Raw genomic sequence first — 24,012 nt, 5'->3', positions numbered from 1 at the left:
GCAGTGTACTTTAGTACATGAGGATGTGAGTGAGTGCAGTTGACACAGTATAACGATGTGGATTGGAAGCCGAACTAGGTTAAGTTATTAAGGGCGCACGGTGGATGCCTTGGCACTAGGAGCCGAAGAAGGACGGCACTAACACCGATATGCTTCGGGGAGCTGTAAGTGAGCTTTGATCCGGAGATTTCCGAATGGGGGAACCCACTGTTCGTAATGGAACAGTATCTTGACGTGAATACATAGCGTCTTGAAGGCAGACCCAGGGAACTGAAACATCTAAGTACCTGGAGGAAGAGAAAGAAATTATTCGATTCCCTGAGTAGCGGCGAGCGAAACGGGAAGAGCCCAAACCAAGAGGCTTGCCTCTTGGGGTTGTAGGACACTCAACATAAGAGTTACAAAGGAATGAGTTAGACGAAGCGACCTGGAAAGGTCCGCCGTAGCGGGTAAAAGCCCCGTAGTCGAAAGTTCATTCTCTCTTGAGTGTATCCTGAGTACGGCGGAACACGTGAAATTCCGTCGGAATCCGGGAGGACCATCTCCCAAGGCTAAATACTACCTAGTGACCGATAGTGAACCAGTACCGTGAGGGAAAGGTGAAAAGCACCCCGGAAGGGGAGTGAAATAGATCCTGAAACCGTGTGCCTACAAGTAGTTAGAGCCCGTTAATGGGTGATAGCGTGCCTTTTGTAGAATGAACCGGCGAGTTACGATTACGTGCAAGGTTAAGCTGAGAAGGCGGAGCCGTAGCGAAAGCGAGTCTGAATAGGGCGAATGAGTACGTGGTCGTAGACCCGAAACCAGGTGATCTACCCATGTCCAGGGTGAAGGTGAGGTAACACTCACTGGAGGCCCGAACCCACGCACGTTGAAAAGTGCGGGGATGAGGTGTGGGTAGCGGAGAAATTCCAATCGAACCTGGAGATAGCTGGTTCTCTCCGAAATAGCTTTAGGGCTAGCCTCGTGATTGAGAATACTGGAGGTAGAGCACTGTTTGGACTAGGGGGGCATCTCGCTTTACCGAATTCAGACAAACTCCGAATGCCAGATATTTATACACGGGAGTCAGACTGCGAGTGATAAGATCCGTAGTCAAAAGGGAAACAGCCCAGACCACCAGCTAAGGTCCCAAAGTAATCGTTAAGTGGAAAAGGATGTGGCGTTGCTTAGACAACCAGGATGTTGGCTTAGAAGCAGCCATCATTTAAAGAGTGCGTAATAGCTCACTGGTCGAGTGACGCTGCGCCGAAAATGTATCGGGGCTAAACGATTCACCGAAGCTGTGGATGGAACATCTTAGATGTTCCGTGGTAGGAGAGCGTTCTAAGTGCGTTGAAGTCAGACCGGAAGGACTGGTGGAGCGCTTAGAAGTGAGAATGCCGGTATGAGTAGCGAAAGATGGGTGAGAATCCCATCCACCGTATGACTAAGGTTTCCTGAGGAAGGCTCGTCCGCTCAGGGTTAGTCGGGACCTAAGTCGAGGCCGATAGGCGTAGACGATGGACAACAGGTTGATATTCCTGTACCACCTCCCCGCCGTTTGAGTAATGGGGGGACGCAGTAGGATAAGATAAGCGTACCGTTGGTTGAGTACGCCCAAGCAGTAAGGCGTGGAAGTAGGCAAATCCGCTTCCTGTAACGTTGAGCTGTGATGGGGAGCTCTTATGAGCGAAGTATCTGATTTCACGCTGCCAAGAAAAGCCTCTAGCGAGGCGGGAGGTGCCCGTACCGCAAACCGACACAGGTAGTCGAGGAGAGAATCCTAAGGTGTGCGAGAGAACTCTCGTTAAGGAACTCGGCAAAATGACCCCGTAACTTCGGGAGAAGGGGTGCTCTCAGCAATGAGAGCCGCAGTGAATAGGCCCAGGCGACTGTTTAGCAAAAACACAGGTCTCTGCAAAACCGTAAGGTGACGTATAGGGGCTGACGCCTGCCCGGTGCTGGAAGGTTAAGAGGAGGGGTTAGCGCAAGCGAAGCTCTGAATTGAAGCCCCAGTAAACGGCGGCCGTAACTATAACGGTCCTAAGGTAGCGAAATTCCTTGTCGGGTAAGTTCCGACCCGCACGAAAGGCGTAACGATCTGGGCACTGTCTCAACGAGAGACTCGGTGAAATTATAGTACCTGTGAAGATGCAGGTTACCCGCGACAGGACGGAAAGACCCCGTGGAGCTTTACTGTAGCCTGATATTGAATTTTGGTACAACTTGTACAGGATAGGTAGGAGCCAGAGAACTCGGAGCGCCAGCTTCGAGGGAGGCGTCGGTGGGATACTACCCTGGTTGTATTGAAATTCTAACCCATGCCCCTTAGCGGGGCAGGAGACAGTGTCAGGTGGACAGTTTGACTGGGGCGGTCGCCTCCTAAAAGGTAACGGAGGCGCCCAAAGGTTCCCTCAGAATGGTTGGAAATCATTCGTAGAGTGTAAAGGCACAAGGGAGCTTGACTGCGAGACCTACAAGTCGAGCAGGGTCGAAAGACGGGCTTAGTGATCCGGTGGTTCCGCATGGAAGGGCCATCGCTCAACGGATAAAAGCTACCCCGGGGATAACAGGCTTATCTCCCCCAAGAGTCCACATCGACGGGGAGGTTTGGCACCTCGATGTCGGCTCATCGCATCCTGGGGCTGTAGTCGGTCCCAAGGGTTGGGCTGTTCGCCCATTAAAGCGGTACGCGAGCTGGGTTCAGAACGTCGTGAGACAGTTCGGTCCCTATCCGTCGTGGGCGTAGGAAATTTGAGAGGAGCTGTCCTTAGTACGAGAGGACCGGGATGGACACACCGCTGGTGTACCAGTTGTCTTGCCAAAGGCATCGCTGGGTAGCTATGTGTGGACGGGATAAGTGCTGAAAGCATCTAAGCATGAAGCCCCCCTCAAGATGAGATTTCCCATTACGCAAGTAAGTAAGATCCCTCAAAGACGATGAGGTAGATAGGTTCGAGGTGGAAGTGTGGTGACACATGGAGCTGACGAATACTAATCGATCGAGGACTTAACCAAAATCTTGAATGCAATCAATGTCTTTATCCAGTTTTGAGAGAACAATGTTCTTTATTTATTATTACCCAGGAGGATTAGCTCAGCTGGGAGAGCACCTGCCTTACAAGCAGGGGGTCGGCGGTTCGAGCCCGTCATCCTCCACCATAAATGCCGGTGTAGCTCAGTTGGTAGAGCAACTGACTTGTAATCAGTAGGTCGAGGGTTCGACTCCTTTCGCCGGCACCATTTTTTAGAGCCATTAGCTCAGTGGTAGAGCATCTGACTTTTAATCAGAGGGTCGAAGGTTCAAGTCCTTCATGGCTCACCAGTTTTATTTATACTTAAATGCGGGTGTGGCGGAATTGGCAGACGCACTAGACTTAGGATCTAGCGCCGCAAGGCGTGGGGGTTCGACTCCCTTCACCCGCACCATTTAAGTTTTAAAGATTACAAGAATATTTATTATGCACATGCGGAAGTAGTTCAGTGGTAGAACACCACCTTGCCAAGGTGGGGGTCGCGAGTTCGAACCTCGTCTTCCGCTCCAAATGTGCCGGGGTGGCGGAACTGGCAGACGCACAGGACTTAAAATCCTGCGGTAGGTGACTACCGTACCGGTTCGATTCCGGTCCTCGGCACCATTATTATGCGCCCGTAGCTCAATTGGATAGAGCGTCTGACTACGGATCAGAAGGTTGTGGGTTCGACTCCTGCCGGGCGCGCCAATACAATACATACGAGAAGTAGCTCAGCTTGGTAGAGCACTTGGTTTGGGACCAAGGGGTCGCAGGTTCGAATCCTGTCTTCTCGACCATGCAACACTAATGAAAATTCCTTTTATGGGGCCTTAGCTCAGCTGGGAGAGCGCCTGCCTTGCACGCAGGAGGTCAGCGGTTCGATCCCGCTAGGCTCCACCAATTTTTTAAATATATATATCCTGGCGGCGTAGCTCAGCTGGCTAGAGCGTACGGTTCATACCCGTGAGGTCGGGGGTTCGATCCCCTCTGCCGCCATCTTGAAGGACCTTTAGCTCAGTTGGTTAGAGCAGACGGCTCATAACCGTCCGGTCGCAGGTTCGAGTCCTGCAAGGTCCACCATAGGAGATATAATATACGGAGGCATACCCAAGTCTGGCTGAAGGGATCGGTCTTGAAAACCGACAGGCGGGTTACACCGCGCGTGGGTTCGAATCCTACTGCCTCCGCCATTTTTTAAAATATAAATAATATTATCGCGGGGTGGAGCAGTGGTAGCTCGTCGGGCTCATAACCCGAAGGTCGCAGGTTCAAATCCTGTCCCCGCAACCAAATGGTCCCGTGGTGTAGCGGTTAACATGCCTGCCTGTCACGCAGGAGATCGCCGGTTCGATCCCGGTCGGGACCGCCATTTAAATCAAATTAGGTTAGATGGGTCAGTAGCTCAGTTGGTAGAGCATTAGATTGAAGCTCTAAGTGTCGGCGGTTCGATTCCGTCCTGACCCACCATTTTTTGCGGGTGTAGTTTAATGGTAAAACCTCAGCCTTCCAAGCTGATGTCGTGAGTTCGATTCTCATCACCCGCTCCAAGTATGGGCCTATAGCTCAGCTGGTTAGAGCGCACGCCTGATAAGCGTGAGGTCGATGGTTCGAGTCCATTTAGGCCCACCATACAAGAATATTCCGAAGTAGCTCAGTGGTAGAGCAACCGGCTGTTAACCGGTTGGTCGTAGGTTCGAGTCCTACCTTCGGAGCCATATGGGGAAGTACTCAAGTGGCTGAAGAGGCGCCCCTGCTAAGGGTGTAGGTCGGGCAACCGGCGCGAGGGTTCAAATCCCTCCTTCTCCGCCATATCAGTTAGGCCCGTTGGTCAAGTGGTTAAGACACCGCCCTTTCACGGCGGTAACACGGGTTCGAATCCCGTACGGGTCATATAAAAATATTTTTTTATAAAAAGGCTTGAAATAATATACATTTATGGTATTATAAATCTTGTCTTAATTAAATGTACTTTATTAAATTAAGTAAAGTCATTCATAGTCTAGTGATGATGGCAAAGAGGTCACACCCGTTCCCATACCGAACACGGAAGTTAAGCTCTTTAGCGCCGATGGTAGTTGGGGGATTCCCCCTGTGAGAGTAGGACGTCGCTAGGCATATTACCCAGGAGGATTAGCTCAGCTGGGAGAGCACCTGCCTTACAAGCAGGGGGTCGGCGGTTCGAGCCCGTCATCCTCCACCATAGAATGCCGGTGTAGCTCAGTTGGTAGAGCAACTGACTTGTAATCAGTAGGTCGAGGGTTCGACTCCTTTCGCCGGCACCATTTTTTAGAGCCATTAGCTCAGTGGTAGAGCATCTGACTTTTAATCAGAGGGTCGAAGGTTCAAGTCCTTCATGGCTCACCAGTTTTATTTATACTTAAATGCGGGTGTGGCGGAATTGGCAGACGCACTAGACTTAGGATCTAGCGCCGCAAGGCGTGGGGGTTCGACTCCCTTCACCCGCACCATTTAAGTTTTAAAGATTACAAGAATATTTATTATGCACATGCGGAAGTAGTTCAGTGGTAGAACACCACCTTGCCAAGGTGGGGGTCGCGAGTTCGAACCTCGTCTTCCGCTCCAAATGTGCCGGGGTGGCGGAACTGGCAGACGCACAGGACTTAAAATCCTGCGGTAGGTGACTACCGTACCGGTTCGATTCCGGTCCTCGGCACCATTATTATGCGCCCGTAGCTCAATTGGATAGAGCGTCTGACTACGGATCAGAAGGTTGTGGGTTCGACTCCTGCCGGGCGCGCCAATACAATACATACGAGAAGTAGCTCAGCTTGGTAGAGCACTTGGTTTGGGACCAAGGGGTCGCAGGTTCGAATCCTGTCTTCTCGACCATGCAACACTAATGAAAATTCCTTTTATGGGGCCTTAGCTCAGCTGGGAGAGCGCCTGCCTTGCACGCAGGAGGTCAGCGGTTCGATCCCGCTAGGCTCCACCAATTTTTTAAATATATATATCCTGGCGGCGTAGCTCAGCTGGCTAGAGCGTACGGTTCATACCCGTGAGGTCGGGGGTTCGATCCCCTCTGCCGCCATCTTGAAGGACCTTTAGCTCAGTTGGTTAGAGCAGACGGCTCATAACCGTCCGGTCGCAGGTTCGAGTCCTGCAAGGTCCACCATAGGAGATATAATATACGGAGGCATACCCAAGTCTGGCTGAAGGGATCGGTCTTGAAAACCGACAGGCGGGTTACACCGCGCGTGGGTTCGAATCCTACTGCCTCCGCCATTTTTTAAAATATAAATAATATTATCGCGGGGTGGAGCAGTGGTAGCTCGTCGGGCTCATAACCCGAAGGTCGCAGGTTCAAATCCTGTCCCCGCAACCAAATGGTCCCGTGGTGTAGCGGTTAACATGCCTGCCTGTCACGCAGGAGATCGCCGGTTCGATCCCGGTCGGGACCGCCATTTAAATCAAATTAGGTTAGATGGGTCAGTAGCTCAGTTGGTAGAGCATTAGATTGAAGCTCTAAGTGTCGGCGGTTCGATTCCGTCCTGACCCACCATTTTTTGCGGGTGTAGTTTAATGGTAAAACCTCAGCCTTCCAAGCTGATGTCGTGAGTTCGATTCTCATCACCCGCTCCAAGTATGGGCCTATAGCTCAGCTGGTTAGAGCGCACGCCTGATAAGCGTGAGGTCGATGGTTCGAGTCCATTTAGGCCCACCATACAAGAATATTCCGAAGTAGCTCAGTGGTAGAGCAACCGGCTGTTAACCGGTTGGTCGTAGGTTCGAGTCCTACCTTCGGAGCCATATGGGGAAGTACTCAAGTGGCTGAAGAGGCGCCCCTGCTAAGGGTGTAGGTCGGGCAACCGGCGCGAGGGTTCAAATCCCTCCTTCTCCGCCATATCAGTTAGGCCCGTTGGTCAAGTGGTTAAGACACCGCCCTTTCACGGCGGTAACACGGGTTCGAATCCCGTACGGGTCATAATTTAAAGAAAAAAGTCCTAAAGGTTTGATTAACAAACCTTTAGGACTTTTTTTATTTATCGCTCTGTTAAAGGATGATGTTGAAAATTGATACCTTTCATATGAATGGTTATAATGAGAACAAATATTCTTATTGGAGGGTTCAATGATGTGTAAATCGTTTAGACATTTATTAAAACATATTGATAAATTATCGCATATAATAGGTTCGAAAATAACACCTAATAATGTATTTGTAACAGATGCTTGGAGAGCCTATGAAAAGTATGCCAATGAATGAAAAAGGGATAGAACACTACCGTATTAAATCAGACGATGGAAAACACGTTATCAAAGGTTTACATTATATCCAAAATGTAAATGAACTTCATTCACGTTTAAAACATTGGATACATCGTTTTAAAGGGGTAGCTTCTAATTACCTCGATAATTACCTTGCTTGGTTTTTTATTTGTGGATAGTCATAGTAATGAAAGTACAAAACATAATATCAAAGAATTTCTGTTGACATCATTTATTTTTAAAATGACAGAAACCTATCGAAGTTTAAGGTTATCGAAATTTAATATGTAATACTTATTTGATTATGACGGCTTTCGCCAGATTATGTGGACTTACAGTGTTAAAACGAAATAAAGTTCCCAAACATCAATTTTAGATATTTGTCATTAGTTATTAGATAAGTTATGATTTATAATGTAAATTAATTGAAATTATGTTAATTAAAAGTGGAGGTTTTCGAATGAATCAACCTGCAAAAGTAACTGAATGTCCGAAATGCGGTGGAAAAGAATTAGGTAAGGGTAAGCAAAGTGGATATGGAGCGGTGCATAGTTATAGTACAATTATAGGAGTAGCCGTTGAACATATTATTTGTACGGAATGTGGATATATAATTGAAAGCTATGTGAAAAATCCAACTAAATTTAAAGGGACGCGTTAAATTTAGTTCAAGCAATAAAGTGCTTTAATTGGAATTGAACTTCAACACTTAGGTGCAAAGTTGAAGGAGAGTATTTAAATTGAAGATATTTTAGTTCATTAAAGGTTTATAAGATATACATAATCATTCAAAATAAAGTTGCAAATAAAATTTTGAGGGACAGTTAAAAAAGGCACGAACGTTAATTTAAAAACGTTTCGTGCCTTTTATTGTGAACAGTTTTTAAGCGTTATTTTATACAGATGGTTCAAATGATTAATACAACTATATTTGTGTTTGGGGTGTATTCACTATAACGAATTTAATCGTGTATATGTCTTATTGTTGTATATCCATATTTCTCTTACTATACCAAAAGTGGGAAGCCCAGATAAATCCAGGCTTCCCAAATTATTAACAACAATTAAATATACAGAGCCTTATTTATAAATCTGATTTGTTCTAAGTATCTCGATATCTCGGATAATCATTCACTTTTCGTAAAACCTATTTAACACCAATGTCGAAATAGATAGTACACAATTTATGCATGATTTAACTAACCATTTAACCTTCCCTATTCAATACTGTTTTTACACGTTGTACAAATTTTACTATGTTTAAAAAGTTAAATAAAGGAAAGCTTAATTATAGGAAAAAGGAGGACAACAATATGAAACAATCCGATATGCAGCAATTAAAAAATACATTATTAGAGGAATTGAGAGATTTAAAAGAAGGTCTTGAAACGCATGATGATATCGAAAGCACGGAGTTATCAAATTATGATAATCATCCTGGTGACATTGCATCAGATTTAACTATACAGCTAACAGAATATGCGATGGATGATTTTAAACAAGAAAGTATCGACAAAATTGAAGCAGCCCTAAATGCAATGGAAGAGGGGACTTACGGTGAATGTAAAGTTTGCCATCAAGAAATTCCTTTTGATCGACTTGAGGCTATTCCAACAACATTAACTTGTGTTGAACATAGTCAAGAGAAGGTCGATATGGAAACACGACCAGTTGAAGAGGAAATTATGAATGAACTTTCACAAAAATCATTAAAAACTGTTGACTTTGAAGACGGTTCAGGGGAGTTTCCTTCATCGGATAGTCCACAGGATGTACCACAAGAGGTTATCCATCAAAATAACCAAGAAACAACCATCCGTGATCAATTCCAATAAAGAAAAAGTTTTCATCTAGATATATGGAATTTATGCCACCATTTCCTATACAATATAGTTATATTGAATTGGTGGGGGATACATGAATATTATTGATTTGCATTGTGATGTATTGGAGAAATTAACTCGACTTGAAAATGTGAATTTCCAAAATGATGCTAGACTAAGTGCAAGCCTTGAAAAATTAAAAGCAGGAAATGTAAAGGTACAGGTATTTGCAATCTTTGTTCATTCGAATCTTCCTGACAACGAGAAGTTCTTAGCAGCAGCTCGACAAATTGAAGCTTTTCATACAAAAGTTTTAGCAGAGCCAGAAATGGTACACATCACTGAATGGGAACAATTAAATCAGCTTGAAGATGGACAAATTGGAGCAATTTTAAGCTTAGAAGGCTGTGATTGTATTGGTGAAGACTTATTGAAGCTTGAGCATATTTTAAATGCAGGTGTGAAATTAGTTGGTTTAACCTGGAATCATGAGAATGGAGTTGCCTACGGTGCTTCTGAGGATCCTTCAAAGGGATTAAAGCCTTTTGGTAGAAAAGTTGTTCAATTACTAAATGATCGTAATATTATAATTGATGTATCTCATTTAAATGAGCAAGGTTTCTTTGAATTATTACCTTTAGCTAAAAAGCTTGTCGCTAGTCATAGTAATGCAAGAGCCATTTGCAATCATCCGAGAAATCTAACGGATATCCAAATTAAAGAATTAGTAAAACATGGCGGAAGAATGCATGTTGTATTTTATCCTCCATTTATTGAAAGTGGAAAAGAAAGTACAACTATCGAATATTTAGTGAAGCATGTAGAGCATATCGCTTCCTTAGTGGGAGTCCAGCATATTGGCTTTGGATCTGATTTTGATGGGATGGGTCTTTCTATTGAAAAGTTAGCAAACGCTGGAGAGTATGAAAACTTTATAAAAGCCTTACTAAAAAGGTTTACCTATGAAGAGGTATCAATTATGGCAAATAGAGGTTTCCAGAAATATGCCTTAAAAATTAATTAGCGCTAGAGTTAAATTCTCTGCGCTTTTTTTAATTGGCAAGATTACTCAGTCTTAACAGATAAAATTGAATGAGGAAACAATATCAATATTGTATATGTAAAAAAAGTGATATGATAGAATAGATAACGTAAATTCGACAACAATACACATGAGCTATTAGAAAGGTTTATTTCCTGCTATTTTTAGTAGGAATAAATCAAATTTTTCATAAATAAAATGGCTCAAGTTTTCTAGGCAATACTGCCTTTGATGGAGGGAAATTCGATGCATCAGAAGTGGTTACATACCACTGAAGTAGAAGTGGAAACAATTAATTCAAAATTATCCTTCTATATTGAAACAATAGAAGTAAGTAGATTATCGGCATTAGCTTTCTATGCTGCTGGTGAATCACAATATAAAGGACAACGCTTTTTTTGGCAAAATCGTGAGAAAACATTCACATTAGTTGGCCTTGGACATGCTTATAAAATTGAAAATAATAGTGGCGATGAGCGCTTTGATCAAATTGAAAAGCAATGGAAAGAGCTAACTAAAAATATAGTAAAAGAAGAAACTGAACCACAGCCAATCTTATTTGGCGGGTTTACCTTTGATCCGAAGAATGACAAAAATGGAGAGTGGGACCGTTTTCCACAAAGCTTTTTTTCAGTAGCTACATATCAATTAGTAATACGTAATGATAAGGCTTACATCAGCATTCATTTAATAACAGATCAACACAATAGTCTTAAAGAATTTGAGCAGCTGCGAAAAGAACGAGACCAGTTAATTCACGCTGCACAAGTTAAAGAGCTGAAAACCTATAGTAAACCGCTTATGACAAATTATCGTGAGCCATTTAAAGACGAATATCTACAAACAATTTCAACTGTTACAAACCTTATTAAAGCAAATGAGGCAAAGAAGGTTGTAATTGCTCGTTCTTTAGAAATGGAGTTTCAGGATACAATAAGCTCACCACAAGTATTGTCCCATGTAGTAAATGAGCAACCAGAAAGCTATTTATTTGGCTTAGAGCATGAGGATCTTCTATTCTTTGGAGCGTCTCCTGAACGATTAGTAAAGGTGGAGAATGGACAAGCCTATTCTTCATGTGTTGCTGGGTCCATTAAACGTGGGAAAACGGCAGAAGAAGATCAGCTACTTGGCGAGAGCTTATTAAATGACGCGAAAAATTTAGGTGAGCATCAATATGTTGTTGAAATGATTGCTAATACTTTTGAAAAAAATTGCATTCAATACAAGGTGCCAAAGCGTCCGAAGCTATTAAAGATTCGCGATATTCAACACTTGTATACGCCAGTTGAAGGGAAGCTTTCACCAGATGCAACTATCCTGCAGCTTGTAAAACTTCTACATCCAACACCGGCTTTAGGTGGCGTACCACGGCAGGAAGCGATGGCTGTAATACGTCAAAATGAATACATGAACCGTGGATTATATGCAGCACCTCTTGGGTGGATTGATGCAGAGGGAAATGGTGAGTTTGCAGTAGCTATTCGTTCAGCAGCATTAAAGGATAACAAAGCTTATTTATATGCTGGAGGCGGTATCGTTGCAGATTCGGAGCCAATTTCAGAATATGAAGAGACATTAGTAAAGTTCCGACCAATGTTACGTGCTTTAGGAGGACAATTGCATGAATGACCGTGAAATATTAACAAGCTATGTATATAAGATGGTTGTAGCATTAATGCAAAATGGAGTTGAGGATGTGGTTATTAGTCCAGGTTCTCGTTCAACGCCTCTTGCCTATGCGTTTGCTTCAACTAAAAGCTTATCGATCTATAGACAGGTAGATGAACGCTCAGCAGCTTATTTTGCTCTTGGTATTGCAAAGGCTAAAGCGAAGCCAGTAGTTCTTTTATGTACTTCAGGAACTGCTGCAGCTAATTATTACCCTGCAATTGTAGAAGCAAAATATGCGCGAGTACCATTGATAATCATTACTGCGGATCGCCCACATGAGCTGCGTGAGGTAGGGGCTCCACAAGCGATAAATCAAATTTCCTTATATGGCGAGCGAGTGAAATGGAGTGCAGAGTTCCCGATTCCAGATGAAGCAAATGTAACTTTGCCCTATGTGGAACGCCATATAGCTAGAGGGGTTAGTATTGCCACTTCTGCACCATTGGGACCAGTTCATTTTAATGTGCCGTTTCGAGAGCCATTATTAATAGATTTTCAGGAGGAGCTGGAAGCACCAACATTTAGAAATAGTTATGTCGGTCAAATCATGCCTTCGCAAGCAGCAAAGGACGATTTAACAGCTATTATTAACCAAACAAAAAGAGGGTTTATAATTGTAGGTGAACTTGCTCTTGGTACTGATTTAAAGCTAATGTGGTCATTTATTCGTAAAGTGAAATGGCCAGTCCTAGTTGAGAGTCTATCAAATTTAAGAGCAAATATTCCAGAGGATTGTGAACAGTATCTCATTTCTACATATGATGCATTATTGAAAAACACATCATTTAAACAACAGGTGGTTGCAGATACAGTCATTCGTTTTGGGGCTCAGCCTGTTTCGAAATTTTTAACGAATTTCTTAATTGAAACTCTTCCAACAAATTATATTGTTATTGATGAAGACCCAATGTTTCGTGATTCAGCCGCTGTATCAACACATTTTATCCACGGGACAATTGGTGAGTGGATTAGTGAGTTAAATATAGATACTTCAGAATTTAGCGGAGAATATTTATTGCAATGGCGTAAAAGTGAGGAAATTGCAGTTAAGCATATTCTTTCATATCCCACACTTGAACACGATGAAGGGGCAGCTGTTCGCTATTTAATCGAAAACTTACCAAGCGGTAGTGATCTTTTTGTAAGTAGCAGTATGCCGATTCGTGATATTGATACTTTCTTAGTTCCTACAGATAAGGATATCCAAGTTTTTGCAAATCGTGGAGCAAACGGGATTGATGGTGTTATGTCCACTGCAATCGGCTTTAGCCAAGCTAGGAAAAATAGAGATATGTATTTATTAATAGGAGACTTGGCCTTATTGCATGATGTAAATGCCTTAATTGCCACACGATATCAGCCATGTAAAATCAACATCATCGTGTTTAATAACGACGGTGGCGGAATCTTCTCCTATTTAGCTCAATCTACAGTTAAGGAATACTATGAGGACTTATTTGGTACGCCAACAGCACTCCAATTCGCGGATGTTGCCAAGATGTATGAAATGGAATATATACAGATTAAAGATTTTCATGAAATAGATAAATTATTAGAGCCGCAAAATAACCCATTACGCTTAATTGAGATTTTTACTAATCGCCAGGAAAATGTCATTAGCCATAGGAATCTTTGGCAACGTATTCATGGAGAGCTAGAGCAATGAAACTCAAGGTACGCGGTGTTACAGTAAATATTCGAATCTGGAACGAGCATTTAGAGCAGACTATCGTTATGCTTCATGGGTTTACAGGGAGCGTTTCAACCTGGAACACTGTAGCACAATCCTTATCTGATTATCGTGTGGTGGCAATTGACCTAGTTGGGCATGGGCAAACAGATTCACCAAAGGATATCGCAGCCTATACAATGGATGAGCAACTACTTCAGCTAAATGAAATTTTTCAACAGCTTAAGCTTCATCATTTCATATTACTTGGCTATTCAATGGGAGGAAGGGTTGCGTTAGCTTATGCTACAGCTTTCCCTAGGGAGATATCGCATCTCCTGTTGGAAAGTGCCTCTCCTGGTTTAAAGAGTGCTCAGGAACGAGCTATAAGACGCTCATCAGATGAAGGTCTTGCTGCTATAATTGAAGCGAACGGGTTAGAAGCATTTGTAGACAAATGGGAGAACATCCCTTTATTTGCTACACAAAAAAAGCTCTCCTTAAACGCTCAACAAGCGATTAGAGAAGAACGACTATCCCAATCCGAGATAGGTTTAGCAAATAGCTTAAGAGGGATGGGAACAGGCGCTCAAAGCTCTCTTTGGTCAAGGCTAGAGGAACTAAAGATGCCTGTTACATTAATTACCGGTGAATTGGATGAAAAGTTTTGTAAAATTGCTGAAGAAATGCAAGCGCTTTTACAAAATGCACAGAATGTGACAGTTAAACAGGCTGGTCATGCGATTCATGTGGAAAATCCTGAACAATTTGCTACAATAGTAAAGGATGCTATAAAGATTAAAGAAAGCTAACCTAAGTACGTCATTATTAATTCCGTACAAAAAGGTACATTCCTTCAATTAAAAGGATTAGCAAACGCTAATCTTGGAAGCATTAGAAAAGAAATAATATAGGGGGTAAAAAAATGACTCGTGAATGGACAAGTTTACATACTTACGAAGATATTAAGTATGAATTGTATAACGGTATTGCTAAAATTACGATTAATCGTCCGGAAGTTCGTAATGCATTCCGTCCAAAAACAACAGCAGAATTAATCGATGCATTTTCTCGTGCACGTGATGATGAGCGAGTAGGCGTTATCATCTTAACTGGTGAAGGCGAGCTTGCATTCTGCTCAGGTGGAGATCAAAAAGTTCGTGGACATGGTGGTTATGTTGGAGACGACAATATCCCACGTTTAAATGTGCTTGACCTGCAAACTTTAATCCGTAAAATTCCAAAGCCAGTTGTTGCAATGGTAGCAGGGTATGCTATCGGTGGAGGTCACGTTTTACATATCGTATGTGACCTAACAATCGCTGCAGAAAACGCTCGCTTTGGACAAACAGGTCCACGTGTAGGTTCATTTGATGGCGGTTATGGTGCAGGCTATTTAGCTCGTATCGTAGGTCATAAAAAAGCACGTGAAATCTGGTTCTTATGTCGTCAATATAATGCACAAGAAGCACTTGATATGGGATTAGTTAATACAGTTGTTCCTTTAGAGCAATTAGAAGACGAAACAGTTAAATGGTGTGAGGAAATCCTTGAATTATCACCAATGGCTTTACGCTTCTTAAAAGCAGCATTCAATGCTGACTCTGATGGCTTAGCAGGTATTCAACAGCTTGCAGGTGATGCAACACTTCTTTACTATACTTCAGACGAAGCAAAAGAAGGTCGCGATGCATTTAAAGAAAAACGTAAGCCTGATTTCGGTCAATTCCCAAGATTCCCTTGATTTAAGAAGAATTATTTATACTAATATGGGTAAATTAAAGCAAGAGAAGAAAAGACTTCTCTTGCTTTTTTCTTGTGCGCCCGGCATGCGCATGAACTATAGGGTGTAAGTCCCGAACCCCGAAGACAGAAGTAGAGGTTAGCCAAGAGCAAGGGTGTCCGTGGCGACGCGGAATCTGAAGGAAGCTGGAGGCAAAACACCGGTCCGAGGAACACGAATCTCATACAAGGCTAGTTACGACTGGATGAGTTTGCAAGACAAAACAAAGTCCTTTCTGTCGAAGGTCATACCTAGTAAATGAGGCGGATAGATGGTGTGAAAGTGCATGTGCTTACCCGGGGAGGTCTGATGGAAACATGAAGTACCCTTCATAACCTACTTGGTGACAAGTAGCTGAATCATCAGAAGTCAGCAGAGGTCATAGTACGATTGGGTCTAGAACCAGTCGGAAGGACTGAACAATTAAGAGAGATTAGCCCTTGGCTTTCCATCTAGAATGAATGAGCACAGAAAACAGAGAAACCTCACGCTTAGAAAGTAGTGGTGAATCCCACGAGGGTATTTGCGGAGGGTGGAGTTCAGATGGGCATAAGAAGATAAGCTAATCACGGAAAGGAACGAAATGGTGATGTTGAATCAAATTCTTGAACGGCAAAATATGATACAAGCGCTAAAGCGAGTTGAAGCGAATAAAGGAAGCCATGGAGTAGACATGATGCCCGTACAAACCTTACGACAGCACATGCTCGAAAATTGGGAAACCATTAAATCGCAGATTTTGAATGGAACCTATGAACCGCAACCAGTACGTCGAGTCGAAATCCCGAAACCAGATGGTGGTGTGCGTTTACTAGGTATCCCAACCGTGACAGACCGTTTGATTCAACAAGCTATCTCGCAGATTTTATCGAAGGAATATGACGAAACATTTTCGGACCACAGTTATGGATTCCGTCCAAATCGGAGCGCCCATGACGCCGTTCGGAAAGCAAAGGGTTATTTAAAGGAAGGTTATCGATGGGTAATTGACATGGATTTAGAGAAATTCTTCGATAAGGTTAATCATGACCGACTAATGGCAACATTAACGAAACGAATTTCAGATAAACCTTTATTAAAACTTATTCGTAAATACCTCCAAGCCGGTGTCATGATAAATGGAGTGGTTTCAAGTACAGAAGAAGGAACACCACAAGGTGGACCTTTAAGTCCTCTACTTTCAAACGTAGTTCTAGATGAACTTGATAAAGAGTTGGAGGAACGTGGACATAAATTCGTTCGATACGCAGATGATTGCAATATTTATGTGAAAACGGAACGTGCGGGGTTAAGAGTAATGGCGAGTGTACAAAGATTTATTGAGGGAAAACTTCGTTTAAAAGTAAACCAAAAGAAATCAGCAGTAGATCGTCCTTGGAACCGAAAGTTCTTAGGTTTTAGTTTCACGAATCACAAAGAACCAAAAGTTCGTCTTGCGAAAACAAGTCTAGTCCGAATGAAGATGAAAATACGAGAGATTACCTCAAGAAAGATGCCATATTCCATGGAATACAGAATCGAGAAGTTAAACCAGTATCTAATGGGGTGGTGTGGTTATTTTGCATTAGCAGATACAAGTTCCACATTCAAATCACTAGATAGCTGGATTAAAAGAAGATTAAGGATGTGTCTATGGAAGAATTGGAAGAAACCTCGAACAAGAGTCAGAAATCTTACTCGATTGAAAGTTCCTTTTGGAAAAGCATACGAGTGGGGAAACACCCGGAAAGGGTACTGGCGCATTTCTAATAGCCCCATATTACACAGAACCCTCGGCAATTCCTATTGGGAAAGCCAAGGGCTGAAAAGTCTGCAAGTTCGTTACGAAACTTTGCGTTATTCATCTTAATTGAACCGCCGTATACGGAACCGTACGTACGGTGGTGTGAGAGGTCGGGAGTTAATCACTCCCTCCTACTCGATTGCGTTTTGACTTTTAATACTTACGTATATAACTTAAGGAGAGATGAAAAATGAACCATTCTCCTGACAACTTTAATTATCGATCACTTTTTGATTTGAACAATGATGCAATTTTAATAATCAATTTATCAGGTGAAATACAAAATGGAAATGCAGCTAGCGAAAAGGTTATCGGTTATTCATTAAGTGAGATGCAAAATCAAGCGTTTATATCTTTCATTGAAGACAAGGAACAAGCCAGAAGATGCTTTGCTGATATGATGAGTGGGATTAAAACAGATACAAATATTCAATTGCTCCATAAGAATGGAAAACGAATTAATTGTTTAGTGAAATGTATTCCTTTGGATAAATCCGACATAAAAAAAGGCTTATTTTTAGCCTTAAAGGATATGACTGAATACGATTCATTAATGAATAAGTATCACCAAAGTGAATTGTTTTTCAAAATAATAGCGGAAAATGTACAGGATGTTATTCTTTTAATGAATGAACATCGAGAATATCTCTATGTTTCACCTTCTGTTGAGGGTATGTTTGGATATGATAAGAAAACCGTAGAAGGAATGCTGCAGCAGGATCCATTCTTTTACAATCACCCAGATTATTCTGAGCAGTTAAATCAAGTCTATATTGATTCGAGGAAAACCGGAAAACCATTTCAAATCATCATTAAAATACTCCATAAAGTGAATGGATGGATTTGGACTGAAGTGAAGGGGACTCCTGTATTCGATGAAGAAGATAATTTCAGACAAATGGTTTTAGTAGCTAGTGATATTTCAATGCAAAAAGAAATGCAAGAAAAGTTAGAGTATTATGCTTATCATGATCCGTTAACTGGATTGCCAAATCGTCGTTATTTTGAAAAATGCCTAACCGAATCCATTGAAAAACTTAACTTAACAGAGCAGTTTTTTTCACTAATCTTATTTGATATTGATGATTTTAAGACTGTAAATGATACCTGGGGACATGAGATAGGAGATCAGGTGATACAGGAGGTTGCGAGACGAACGCGACAGGTAATTGGAGAAGAAGGCATTGCTGCAAGGCTAGGCGGCGATGAATTTATAGTACTGTTATATAGATGTGATAATGAAGAAGCATTAAAAGAGGTTATCCAAAAGCTTCAAAATATAATGCTTGAGGAAATTGTTACTGAGAAAACTTCAATTGCTATAACAAATAGTATAGGTGCAACAATTTGTACGACAAAGTACATGAGTGAAACGTATTATTTCAAAAGTGCAGATGTTGCCCTTTACGAGGTTAAGCATGAAGGCAAGAACCAATATCATATCAACAATTCATGAATCTGAGGCTTTCCTTACTAGGTGAGCCTCTTTTAGTTTGAAGTTTTCTCTATTAGCGTTAAAATATATATGCAGGAATTGGGGGGAGTGGCAATGTATCCAAACTGGATTTTACAGCGTGCACAATTGACACCAGCACGTAGAGCATTGAGTTTTGAAGAGCAATCTTGGACTTTTGAAGAACTAAAAAATATATCAGTTAAACGAGCAACACAATTAACTGCTTTGGGCATTAAACCTAAGGAACGAGTAGCGATTCTTGGCCCTAGTGAACCAAGCCTTATTTTTATGATGTATGCATGCATGCATCTCCAATGTGAAATGGTGATGTTAAATCGTAAGCTATCAAAGGTCGAGCTACAATATCAAATTGAGGATGCACAGGTAGAAAAAGTATTGGTAGCTGATGAGGATGCTTTACTGCTACCAGATATTCATACGCCGATTGTATTCTCTGCAGTTGAAAGTACGGTGGGTAAATCCCTTGAGATAAGTAAAGAATGGTCCCTAGATCAAACCGTTACGATTATGTATACATCTGGAACTACTGGATTACCTAAGGGCGTGCGTCAAACAGTAGGGAACCATCAAGCAAGTGCTTTAGCATCTGTATTAAATATCGGCTTATCTGAAGAAGATGTCTGGCTTTGTACGGTACCATTGTTTCACATTAGTGGGTTTTCAATATTAGTTCGTTCTTTATTATATGGGAATGCTGTAAAGCTTTATAAAAAGTTTGACAAGGATCAAGCGGCATTGGATATTGCAGAGGGACAAGTCACACATATGTCTGCAGTAGCAGTGATGCTTCAGCGTGTCCTACAAGAGCTAGAAGATAGAGGACTTGAAGCCTCACCTAAATTTAAAATGATTTTGGCCGGTGGTGGACCAGTTCCTGAAAATTATATCAAGCGAGCGCATCGCTTAAATCTAATGGTTTCACAAACTTATGGAATGACAGAGACGTCTTCTCAAACAGCTACCCTTTCAAATGAAGACGCCTTGAGAAAATTAGGTTCTGCTGGGAAGCCGTTATTCTTTAATCAAATTAAGATAGCTGGCGTCGCGTCTCCGGGAGAGATGGGGGAGATATTAATTCGTGGACCCCATGTGACACCGGGTTATATTGGAAGTTTTTCGGAGAGAAGCTCGACAGTTGATGGATGGTTACATACTGGGGATATTGGATACTTAGATGAGGAAGGTTATTTATTTGTAGTAGATCGCCGCTCTGACCTACTCATTTCAGGTGGAGAAAATATCTATCCAGCTGAGATAGAGAATGTTCTGCTGAGCCATCAGGCGGTTGGTGAGGCTGGTGTTTGTGCCATAGATGATGAAACCTGGGGACAGGTTCCAGTAGCGTTTATCGTTTTAAAGGAAGATGTTCGTGAGGATGAGCTAATAGAGTTTTGTAAAGAACGATTAGCAAAATATAAGGTACCTAAGTATTTTCATGTTGTACCGAATCTGCCGCGAAGTGGATCAGATAAATTGCTCAGAAGAAAGCTTAAAGACTTATTAAACTAACAAAAACGGTTCAACTCAAATGAAGAGATGAACCGTTTTCTATTATTGTAAAGCTTGACTCAATGTTTCAATATTCTTTTCCATCAGCGTGAAGTAGATTTCATTATTTTTAATATCCTCTTCAGTTAAAACACTTAAATTATGCAATTCAAGCGAGTCAGCGCCAACTTCGTTTTGAATAACTGAAGAAAGCTTTGAAGAAACGTTTTGTTCAAATAAAATATAAGAAACTTGTAGCATTTCAGCCTGATCGACAATTTCAGTTAACTCTTTCTGTGATGGCTCACTTTGTGAGTTAATCCCTGCAATAGCAATTTGCTCTAATCCATATTGCTGTGCGATATAACCAAATGAAGCATGAGAAACAAAGAAAGTTTTTGATGTAGCCTTTGACGCCATTTTTTCAAATTCTTGGTCAAGAGATTCTAAATCAGAAATCAACTGGTCATAGTTTTCATTTAATAGTTGTTCTTGTTCAGGTAAAGCAGCAACAAGCTCGTCTTTTACTGCACGTGCTAAATCCTGTGAAAGTGTTGGAGATAGCCAAAGATGTGGATCTGTTTCGCCATGGTTATGACCTTCATGACCTTCTTCTTCATCCTCTTCATGACCGTCACCTTCATGATCATGGTCGTGCTCTTCATGTCCCTCGTCTTCGTGGGCATGCTCCTCTTCTGCAGATGCTTGAAGCTGATCATCTGAGATAGCATCTGATGTGGCAACTAATTTTACGTTTTCATTTTTTAACGTGTTTTTAGCGTTTTCAACAAATCCTTCAAGTCCTAATCCGATATAGAAGAACAGGTCTGCATCTGCTAAAGCCATCATATCCTTTTGAGTTGGTTCAAATGTATGTTCATTTGTTCCAGGTGGGTAAATAGAAGTAACATTGACATACTCGCCACCAATACGCTCCGCAAAGTAGCTTAAAGGATAAACCGTTGTGTAAACATTAATTGTATCCGCATCTTTTTTTGTAGTTGCTGCTTCATTATTAGTAGTGGAAGTGCTATTACATGCTGTTAGTCCAAGGAAAAGGGCAGCAATTAATAGTAAATAAGAGAATTTTTTCATTTCTTTTCAAACCCTTCTAAATAGTAATTGTTACTATTTGCAATTTCAACATTCTCAATAATACATGAAGAAATGAAAAAAAACAATTAGAAAAAATATATTTTCTAAAAAAATATTAATCAATAATTGTCATAACAAAAGGCCCTCGAATTATTTTTTCTTCGAAGGCCATTTTTCTGGTACCGGGTCAAAGCCACCAGGATGGAATGGTTGGCATTTTAATATTCTTTTTGTCGTTAGGTAAAGTCCTTTAAGGGCCCCATGTTTTTGAAATGCCTCTAGCCCATATTGAGAGCATGTTGGGTAAAAGCGGCAAGACGGAGGGGTAACTGGTGAAATCACTTTACGATAAAATGTTATAAGCCAAATAAAAGGATACTTCATGAATTTTTCTTCTCCTGCTTCACTTGAAAAGTCTGCTGCGGCTTTGGATCAATTGTTTGAGTAAATATATTTTTTCTTTTGTTCATAATAAAAAGGATAGCGCAAATAATAATAACGAAGTACATAACAGCAACTAGAATTATTATAGCTAAAGTAGTATCCATAACAATCACCTCAAACATTATTATAAATCATATAGACAAGACTAGGGTAAACAATTCCAACAGTTATAAGTCTTTATATATATGGAGATGTTTTAAACAATGCTATGAAGGTTATAGTAATGGTGTCATTAGAAAGTAAAAAAATTAATTTAAATAAGAGGTGGATATTATGGCAAACAAACCATTAGTAGAACACTTAAACGATTTAGTTGCAACAACTTCAGTACTTTATACAAAGCTTCATAATTATCATTGGTATGTAAATGGACCATCCTTCTTTACATTACATGCAAAATTCGAGGAGCTTTATAATGAGGTCACATTAAATTTAGATGAAATTGCGGAACGTATTTTATCTAAGGGTGGAAAACCGGTTGCAACCTTAGCAGAGCATCTAGAGATGTCTCATATTAGAGAAGCCACTGGTACAGAAACAACTGAGGAAATGGTTGGTACAACAATTACTGACTTTAAAACGATTATGGGCTTTCTTAAAGAAGCAATGCAGCAGGCTTCAGAAGAAGGTGATGACCGTACAGAAGACATGCTAAATGCAATGGCGCAAAGCTTTGAAAAACATGTCTGGATGCTTTCGGCGTTCTTAAATGAGCGATAAGAATATAAATAATATGGCCCAAAAGATATATCTAAATACTTTTGGGTTTTTTGTTAAACTTTAAAACTTACTAATACAACTCACTTTTTTGCGGTATGAATAGTTCACTTTTTTCCGCGGCATACTGTTGAAAAGGAGTTGATTATTATCGATACTACAATTTATGTTTCTGTCGCTAATCAGTCTTACAGCTATTTGCCGCTAGGATTGCCTTGTGAATTTAAACTGCAATTAGAAGAACAGAAAGCACGTTTGTTTGAAAAGTTATTTTTACAGCTAAATTCTTTGGAATTCGATAATATTGTTCGTGCTCACTTACCATATATCCCATATCACTTGGACGAATCTAATGATGAAATTGATACAAGAATGAAAAAAATATATGCGTTAATCCATGAATTTGGTGACGAACATACGAAAAAATTTGTTGAAGAATTGCCTTATTTCCATTGATTCCAATACATCCCTTAGCTAGACTTATTAGTAAGAAGGAAGTGGCTAAAGGGATGTTTAATTTTATCGATGAAAATGGATGTAAATGTGAGCTAAGCTTTGAAAAAGGGCCTTATGAAATAGAACCGAAGCATGTTTTAGTATTGGTGTATTACGAGGGGAAATGGCTATGCACCATCAACAAAAAGCGGGGCATAGAATTTCCAGGTGGAAAAATAGAACCAGGAGAAACATTAGAAACAGCAGCAATTCGTGAGGTTTATGAAGAAACGGCAGTTCAAATTGATGATTTGAAATGGTTTGCGTATTATGTTGTTCATGATGCGCCTCCATTTTGTAAAGCAGTGTTTACAGGAAAAGTGGAAAGAATCGATGAGTTTGTCGAAGAGCATGAAACACTAGGGATGACCTGGCTTACTTCTGAGGAATTAGAGAATCATCCAAATTTAAGCTTCTATATGAAAGATGCAGGAATGAAAAAGATGTTACAGGAAGTGAAGCATCATGAAAGAAAATGGTAGTATTGAAATGATTAGAAGCTATCCATCGCCGAACCCACATGTTATCTTGCAGGAAATTGTCTATTGGTCGCAGGGGCTTCGTGTGAAAGGATTATTAGCAAAACCTAAAAAAGAAGGACAGTACGAAGCGTTACTGTATTTGCGTGGTGGTCTTCAGTCAATCGGCATGGTTCGTGCACCGAGAATAGCCCAATTTGCGAGTCAAGGCATAGTTGTCTTTGCCCCTTATTATCGTGGTAATCGAGGAGGGGAAGGGCGTGACGAGATGGCTGGAGAGGACCGTTTTGATGCAGTGAATAGCATTGAATTTCTAAAAAAGTGTGCAAATGTTAAGAAAGTACATTTATTTGGTTTCTCTCGTGGAGGCTTAATGGCTTTATGGACTGCCATTTTAAGAGATGACATCAAATCTGTTGTTACATGGGCTGGTGTTTCAGATGTTACCTCAATGTACATGGAACGTGTAGACATGAGGAGAACATTGAAACGTATTATTGGAGGCTCTCCAAATAAAGAACAGGAAAAATACGATGAACGAAATCCTCTTTTAAAGGTCGATATGATAAATGCCCCAGTTCTTATCATTCATGGTACTGATGATGAGAATGTTAGCATAGAACAAAGCTATGATTTAGAAAAAACATTAATCAAAGAAAAAAAGCAGGTAGAGACATGGTTCTCTTCAGGCTTAACTCATTACTATCCTCCACATATTAACCGACAAACAGTTAGGGCTTTAAGTGAATGGATGAAAATGAAATAAAAAAAGCGGACGTCTCTTTTTTAAGAGAAAGTCCGCTTTTATATTGTTCAATGT

General features: G+C 41.2%; 16 protein-coding genes, 40 tRNA genes, 2 rRNA genes and 1 pseudogene. 57 read left to right on the top strand and 2 right to left on the bottom strand.

Going from position 1 to position 24,012, the window contains the following annotated elements:
- The first annotated feature begins 77 nt into the window (after window positions 1-77).
- From LG296_RS14165 to LG296_RS13905, 53 genes and pseudogenes are all read left to right on the top strand, one after another.
- Window positions 78-3,000, top strand: a 23S ribosomal RNA gene (locus tag LG296_RS14165).
- Between the two features lie 68 nt (window positions 3,001-3,068).
- Window positions 3,069-3,144: transfer RNA gene (locus tag LG296_RS14160), tRNA-Val, on the top strand.
- Window positions 3,145-3,149: 5 nt separating this feature from the next.
- Window positions 3,150-3,225 (top strand) — tRNA-Thr (locus LG296_RS14155).
- Window positions 3,226-3,232: 7 nt separating this feature from the next.
- A tRNA-Lys gene (locus LG296_RS14150) sits at window positions 3,233-3,307 on the top strand.
- 19 nt (window positions 3,308-3,326) lie between these two features.
- Window positions 3,327-3,411 (top strand) — tRNA-Leu (locus LG296_RS14145).
- Between the two features lie 40 nt (window positions 3,412-3,451).
- Window positions 3,452-3,526, top strand: a tRNA-Gly gene (locus tag LG296_RS14140).
- A 5-nt stretch (window positions 3,527-3,531) separates the two neighbouring features.
- A tRNA-Leu gene (locus LG296_RS14135) sits at window positions 3,532-3,620 on the top strand.
- 7 nt (window positions 3,621-3,627) lie between these two features.
- Window positions 3,628-3,704 (top strand) — tRNA-Arg (locus LG296_RS14130).
- A gap of 12 nt (window positions 3,705-3,716) precedes the next feature.
- Window positions 3,717-3,793, top strand: a tRNA-Pro gene (locus LG296_RS14125).
- Between the two features lie 27 nt (window positions 3,794-3,820).
- Window positions 3,821-3,896: transfer RNA gene (locus tag LG296_RS14120), tRNA-Ala, on the top strand.
- 22 nt (window positions 3,897-3,918) lie between these two features.
- Window positions 3,919-3,992: transfer RNA gene (locus tag LG296_RS14115), tRNA-Met, on the top strand.
- A gap of 7 nt (window positions 3,993-3,999) precedes the next feature.
- Window positions 4,000-4,076: transfer RNA gene (locus LG296_RS14110), tRNA-Ile, on the top strand.
- Window positions 4,077-4,093: 17 nt separating this feature from the next.
- Window positions 4,094-4,186: transfer RNA gene (locus tag LG296_RS14105), tRNA-Ser, on the top strand.
- A 25-nt stretch (window positions 4,187-4,211) separates the two neighbouring features.
- Window positions 4,212-4,286: transfer RNA gene (locus LG296_RS14100), tRNA-Met, on the top strand.
- A 3-nt stretch (window positions 4,287-4,289) separates the two neighbouring features.
- Window positions 4,290-4,365: transfer RNA gene (locus LG296_RS14095), tRNA-Asp, on the top strand.
- 22 nt (window positions 4,366-4,387) lie between these two features.
- Window positions 4,388-4,463 (top strand) — tRNA-Phe (locus tag LG296_RS14090).
- A 6-nt stretch (window positions 4,464-4,469) separates the two neighbouring features.
- Window positions 4,470-4,543, top strand: a tRNA-Gly gene (locus LG296_RS14085).
- A gap of 5 nt (window positions 4,544-4,548) precedes the next feature.
- Window positions 4,549-4,625, top strand: a tRNA-Ile gene (locus LG296_RS14080).
- Between the two features lie 11 nt (window positions 4,626-4,636).
- Window positions 4,637-4,711: transfer RNA gene (locus LG296_RS14075), tRNA-Asn, on the top strand.
- A 3-nt stretch (window positions 4,712-4,714) separates the two neighbouring features.
- Window positions 4,715-4,805: transfer RNA gene (locus LG296_RS14070), tRNA-Ser, on the top strand.
- Window positions 4,806-4,814: 9 nt separating this feature from the next.
- Window positions 4,815-4,886, top strand: a tRNA-Glu gene (locus tag LG296_RS14065).
- Between the two features lie 108 nt (window positions 4,887-4,994).
- A 5S ribosomal RNA gene (gene rrf / locus LG296_RS14060) occupies window positions 4,995-5,110 on the top strand.
- A 10-nt stretch (window positions 5,111-5,120) separates the two neighbouring features.
- Window positions 5,121-5,196, top strand: a tRNA-Val gene (locus LG296_RS14055).
- A 6-nt stretch (window positions 5,197-5,202) separates the two neighbouring features.
- Window positions 5,203-5,278, top strand: a tRNA-Thr gene (locus LG296_RS14050).
- Window positions 5,279-5,285: 7 nt separating this feature from the next.
- A tRNA-Lys gene (locus LG296_RS14045) sits at window positions 5,286-5,360 on the top strand.
- 19 nt (window positions 5,361-5,379) lie between these two features.
- A tRNA-Leu gene (locus LG296_RS14040) sits at window positions 5,380-5,464 on the top strand.
- 40 nt (window positions 5,465-5,504) lie between these two features.
- Window positions 5,505-5,579: transfer RNA gene (locus tag LG296_RS14035), tRNA-Gly, on the top strand.
- Window positions 5,580-5,584: 5 nt separating this feature from the next.
- A tRNA-Leu gene (locus LG296_RS14030) sits at window positions 5,585-5,673 on the top strand.
- A gap of 7 nt (window positions 5,674-5,680) precedes the next feature.
- A tRNA-Arg gene (locus LG296_RS14025) sits at window positions 5,681-5,757 on the top strand.
- A gap of 12 nt (window positions 5,758-5,769) precedes the next feature.
- Window positions 5,770-5,846 (top strand) — tRNA-Pro (locus LG296_RS14020).
- 27 nt (window positions 5,847-5,873) lie between these two features.
- Window positions 5,874-5,949 (top strand) — tRNA-Ala (locus LG296_RS14015).
- A 22-nt stretch (window positions 5,950-5,971) separates the two neighbouring features.
- Window positions 5,972-6,045: transfer RNA gene (locus LG296_RS14010), tRNA-Met, on the top strand.
- A 7-nt stretch (window positions 6,046-6,052) separates the two neighbouring features.
- Window positions 6,053-6,129 (top strand) — tRNA-Ile (locus tag LG296_RS14005).
- 17 nt (window positions 6,130-6,146) lie between these two features.
- A tRNA-Ser gene (locus tag LG296_RS14000) sits at window positions 6,147-6,239 on the top strand.
- Between the two features lie 25 nt (window positions 6,240-6,264).
- Window positions 6,265-6,339 (top strand) — tRNA-Met (locus tag LG296_RS13995).
- 3 nt (window positions 6,340-6,342) lie between these two features.
- Window positions 6,343-6,418 (top strand) — tRNA-Asp (locus LG296_RS13990).
- 22 nt (window positions 6,419-6,440) lie between these two features.
- Window positions 6,441-6,516, top strand: a tRNA-Phe gene (locus LG296_RS13985).
- A 6-nt stretch (window positions 6,517-6,522) separates the two neighbouring features.
- Window positions 6,523-6,596, top strand: a tRNA-Gly gene (locus LG296_RS13980).
- 5 nt (window positions 6,597-6,601) lie between these two features.
- Window positions 6,602-6,678, top strand: a tRNA-Ile gene (locus LG296_RS13975).
- An 11-nt stretch (window positions 6,679-6,689) separates the two neighbouring features.
- Window positions 6,690-6,764: transfer RNA gene (locus LG296_RS13970), tRNA-Asn, on the top strand.
- Window positions 6,765-6,767: 3 nt separating this feature from the next.
- Window positions 6,768-6,858 (top strand) — tRNA-Ser (locus tag LG296_RS13965).
- Between the two features lie 9 nt (window positions 6,859-6,867).
- Window positions 6,868-6,939, top strand: a tRNA-Glu gene (locus LG296_RS13960).
- A gap of 189 nt (window positions 6,940-7,128) precedes the next feature.
- Window positions 7,129-7,514, top strand: a pseudogene (locus tag LG296_RS13955) (IS1595 family transposase); the annotation flags it as partial.
- 169 nt (window positions 7,515-7,683) lie between these two features.
- Window positions 7,684-7,884: a transcription initiation factor TFIIIB gene (locus LG296_RS13950; RefSeq protein WP_107937830.1), complete on the top strand. Its 201-nt coding sequence runs from the start codon at window positions 7,684-7,686 to the stop codon at window positions 7,882-7,884.
- 652 nt (window positions 7,885-8,536) lie between these two features.
- Window positions 8,537-9,058, top strand: a complete 522-nt coding sequence (locus LG296_RS13945) for a TraR/DksA C4-type zinc finger protein (RefSeq protein WP_107937829.1) — start codon at window positions 8,537-8,539, stop codon at window positions 9,056-9,058.
- Between the two features lie 82 nt (window positions 9,059-9,140).
- The gene (locus LG296_RS13940) at window positions 9,141-10,070 is read left to right on the top strand and encodes a dipeptidase (RefSeq protein WP_107937828.1); all 930 of its coding nucleotides are present in this window, start codon (window positions 9,141-9,143) and stop codon (window positions 10,068-10,070) included.
- 264 nt (window positions 10,071-10,334) lie between these two features.
- Complete coding sequence (locus LG296_RS13935) at window positions 10,335-11,720, top strand: isochorismate synthase MenF (RefSeq protein ID WP_107937827.1); 1,386 nt, start codon at window positions 10,335-10,337, stop codon at window positions 11,718-11,720.
- Window positions 11,713-13,428 carry a 2-succinyl-5-enolpyruvyl-6-hydroxy-3-cyclohexene-1-carboxylic-acid synthase gene (gene menD, locus LG296_RS13930; RefSeq protein ID WP_107937826.1) on the top strand — a complete coding sequence of 572 codons (1,716 nt, stop codon included), beginning with the start codon at window positions 11,713-11,715 and terminating at the stop codon, window positions 13,426-13,428. Before LG296_RS13935 ends, menD begins: the two co-directional genes overlap by 8 nt.
- Window positions 13,425-14,243 carry a 2-succinyl-6-hydroxy-2,4-cyclohexadiene-1-carboxylate synthase gene (gene menH / locus LG296_RS13925; RefSeq protein WP_107937825.1) on the top strand — a complete coding sequence of 273 codons (819 nt, stop codon included), beginning with the start codon at window positions 13,425-13,427 and terminating at the stop codon, window positions 14,241-14,243. Before menD ends, menH begins: the two co-directional genes overlap by 4 nt.
- 113 nt (window positions 14,244-14,356) lie before the next feature.
- Window positions 14,357-15,175 carry a 1,4-dihydroxy-2-naphthoyl-CoA synthase gene (gene menB, locus LG296_RS13920; RefSeq protein ID WP_107937824.1) on the top strand — a complete coding sequence of 273 codons (819 nt, stop codon included), beginning with the start codon at window positions 14,357-14,359 and terminating at the stop codon, window positions 15,173-15,175.
- Window positions 15,176-15,800: 625 nt separating this feature from the next.
- Window positions 15,801-17,063, top strand: a complete 1,263-nt coding sequence (gene ltrA / locus LG296_RS13915) for a group II intron reverse transcriptase/maturase (RefSeq protein ID WP_107937924.1) — start codon at window positions 15,801-15,803, stop codon at window positions 17,061-17,063.
- 124 nt (window positions 17,064-17,187) lie between these two features.
- Window positions 17,188-18,453, top strand: coding sequence for a sensor domain-containing diguanylate cyclase (locus LG296_RS13910; RefSeq protein ID WP_107935468.1), 1,266 nt, complete (start codon window positions 17,188-17,190; stop codon window positions 18,451-18,453).
- 93 nt (window positions 18,454-18,546) lie between these two features.
- Window positions 18,547-19,983, top strand: a complete 1,437-nt coding sequence (locus LG296_RS13905; RefSeq protein WP_107935469.1) for an o-succinylbenzoate--CoA ligase — start codon at window positions 18,547-18,549, stop codon at window positions 19,981-19,983.
- 42 nt (window positions 19,984-20,025) lie between these two features.
- Here the strand turns inward: LG296_RS13905 and LG296_RS13900 are convergent, their stop codons facing one another.
- Both LG296_RS13900 and yidD read right to left on the bottom strand, forming a co-directional pair.
- The gene (locus tag LG296_RS13900) at window positions 20,026-21,057 is read right to left on the bottom strand and encodes a metal ABC transporter solute-binding protein, Zn/Mn family (protein WP_107935470.1); all 1,032 of its coding nucleotides are present in this window, start codon (window positions 21,055-21,057) and stop codon (window positions 20,026-20,028) included.
- A gap of 150 nt (window positions 21,058-21,207) precedes the next feature.
- A complete protein-coding gene (yidD, locus tag LG296_RS13895) occupies window positions 21,208-21,441 on the bottom strand; it encodes a membrane protein insertion efficiency factor YidD (protein ID WP_107935471.1) in 234 nt (77 codons plus the stop codon).
- Window positions 21,442-21,774: 333 nt separating this feature from the next.
- Here yidD and LG296_RS13890 point away from each other — a divergent pair, with 333 nt between their 5' ends.
- From LG296_RS13890 to LG296_RS13875, 4 genes are all read left to right on the top strand, one after another.
- Complete coding sequence (locus LG296_RS13890; RefSeq protein WP_107935472.1) at window positions 21,775-22,221, top strand: Dps family protein; 447 nt, start codon at window positions 21,775-21,777, stop codon at window positions 22,219-22,221.
- Window positions 22,222-22,359: 138 nt separating this feature from the next.
- Complete coding sequence (locus LG296_RS13885) at window positions 22,360-22,674, top strand: transposase (RefSeq protein ID WP_107935473.1); 315 nt, start codon at window positions 22,360-22,362, stop codon at window positions 22,672-22,674.
- 53 nt (window positions 22,675-22,727) lie between these two features.
- Window positions 22,728-23,195, top strand: coding sequence for an NUDIX domain-containing protein (locus LG296_RS13880; RefSeq protein ID WP_107935474.1), 468 nt, complete (start codon window positions 22,728-22,730; stop codon window positions 23,193-23,195).
- On the top strand, window positions 23,179-23,958 hold the full coding sequence (locus tag LG296_RS13875; protein WP_107935475.1) for a S9 family peptidase: 780 nt from the start codon (window positions 23,179-23,181) through the stop codon (window positions 23,956-23,958). The genes LG296_RS13880 and LG296_RS13875 overlap by 17 nt, the downstream gene beginning before the upstream one ends.
- Window positions 23,959-24,012 lie beyond the last annotated feature (54 nt).

It is taken from the genome of Ureibacillus chungkukjangi (genome assembly GCF_044795995.1).
Lineage (GTDB): Bacteria > Bacillota > Bacilli > Bacillales_A > Planococcaceae > Ureibacillus > Ureibacillus chungkukjangi.
Note: the sequence above shows the minus strand (reverse complement) of the source record. Positions and strands in the feature narration are given on the sequence as shown.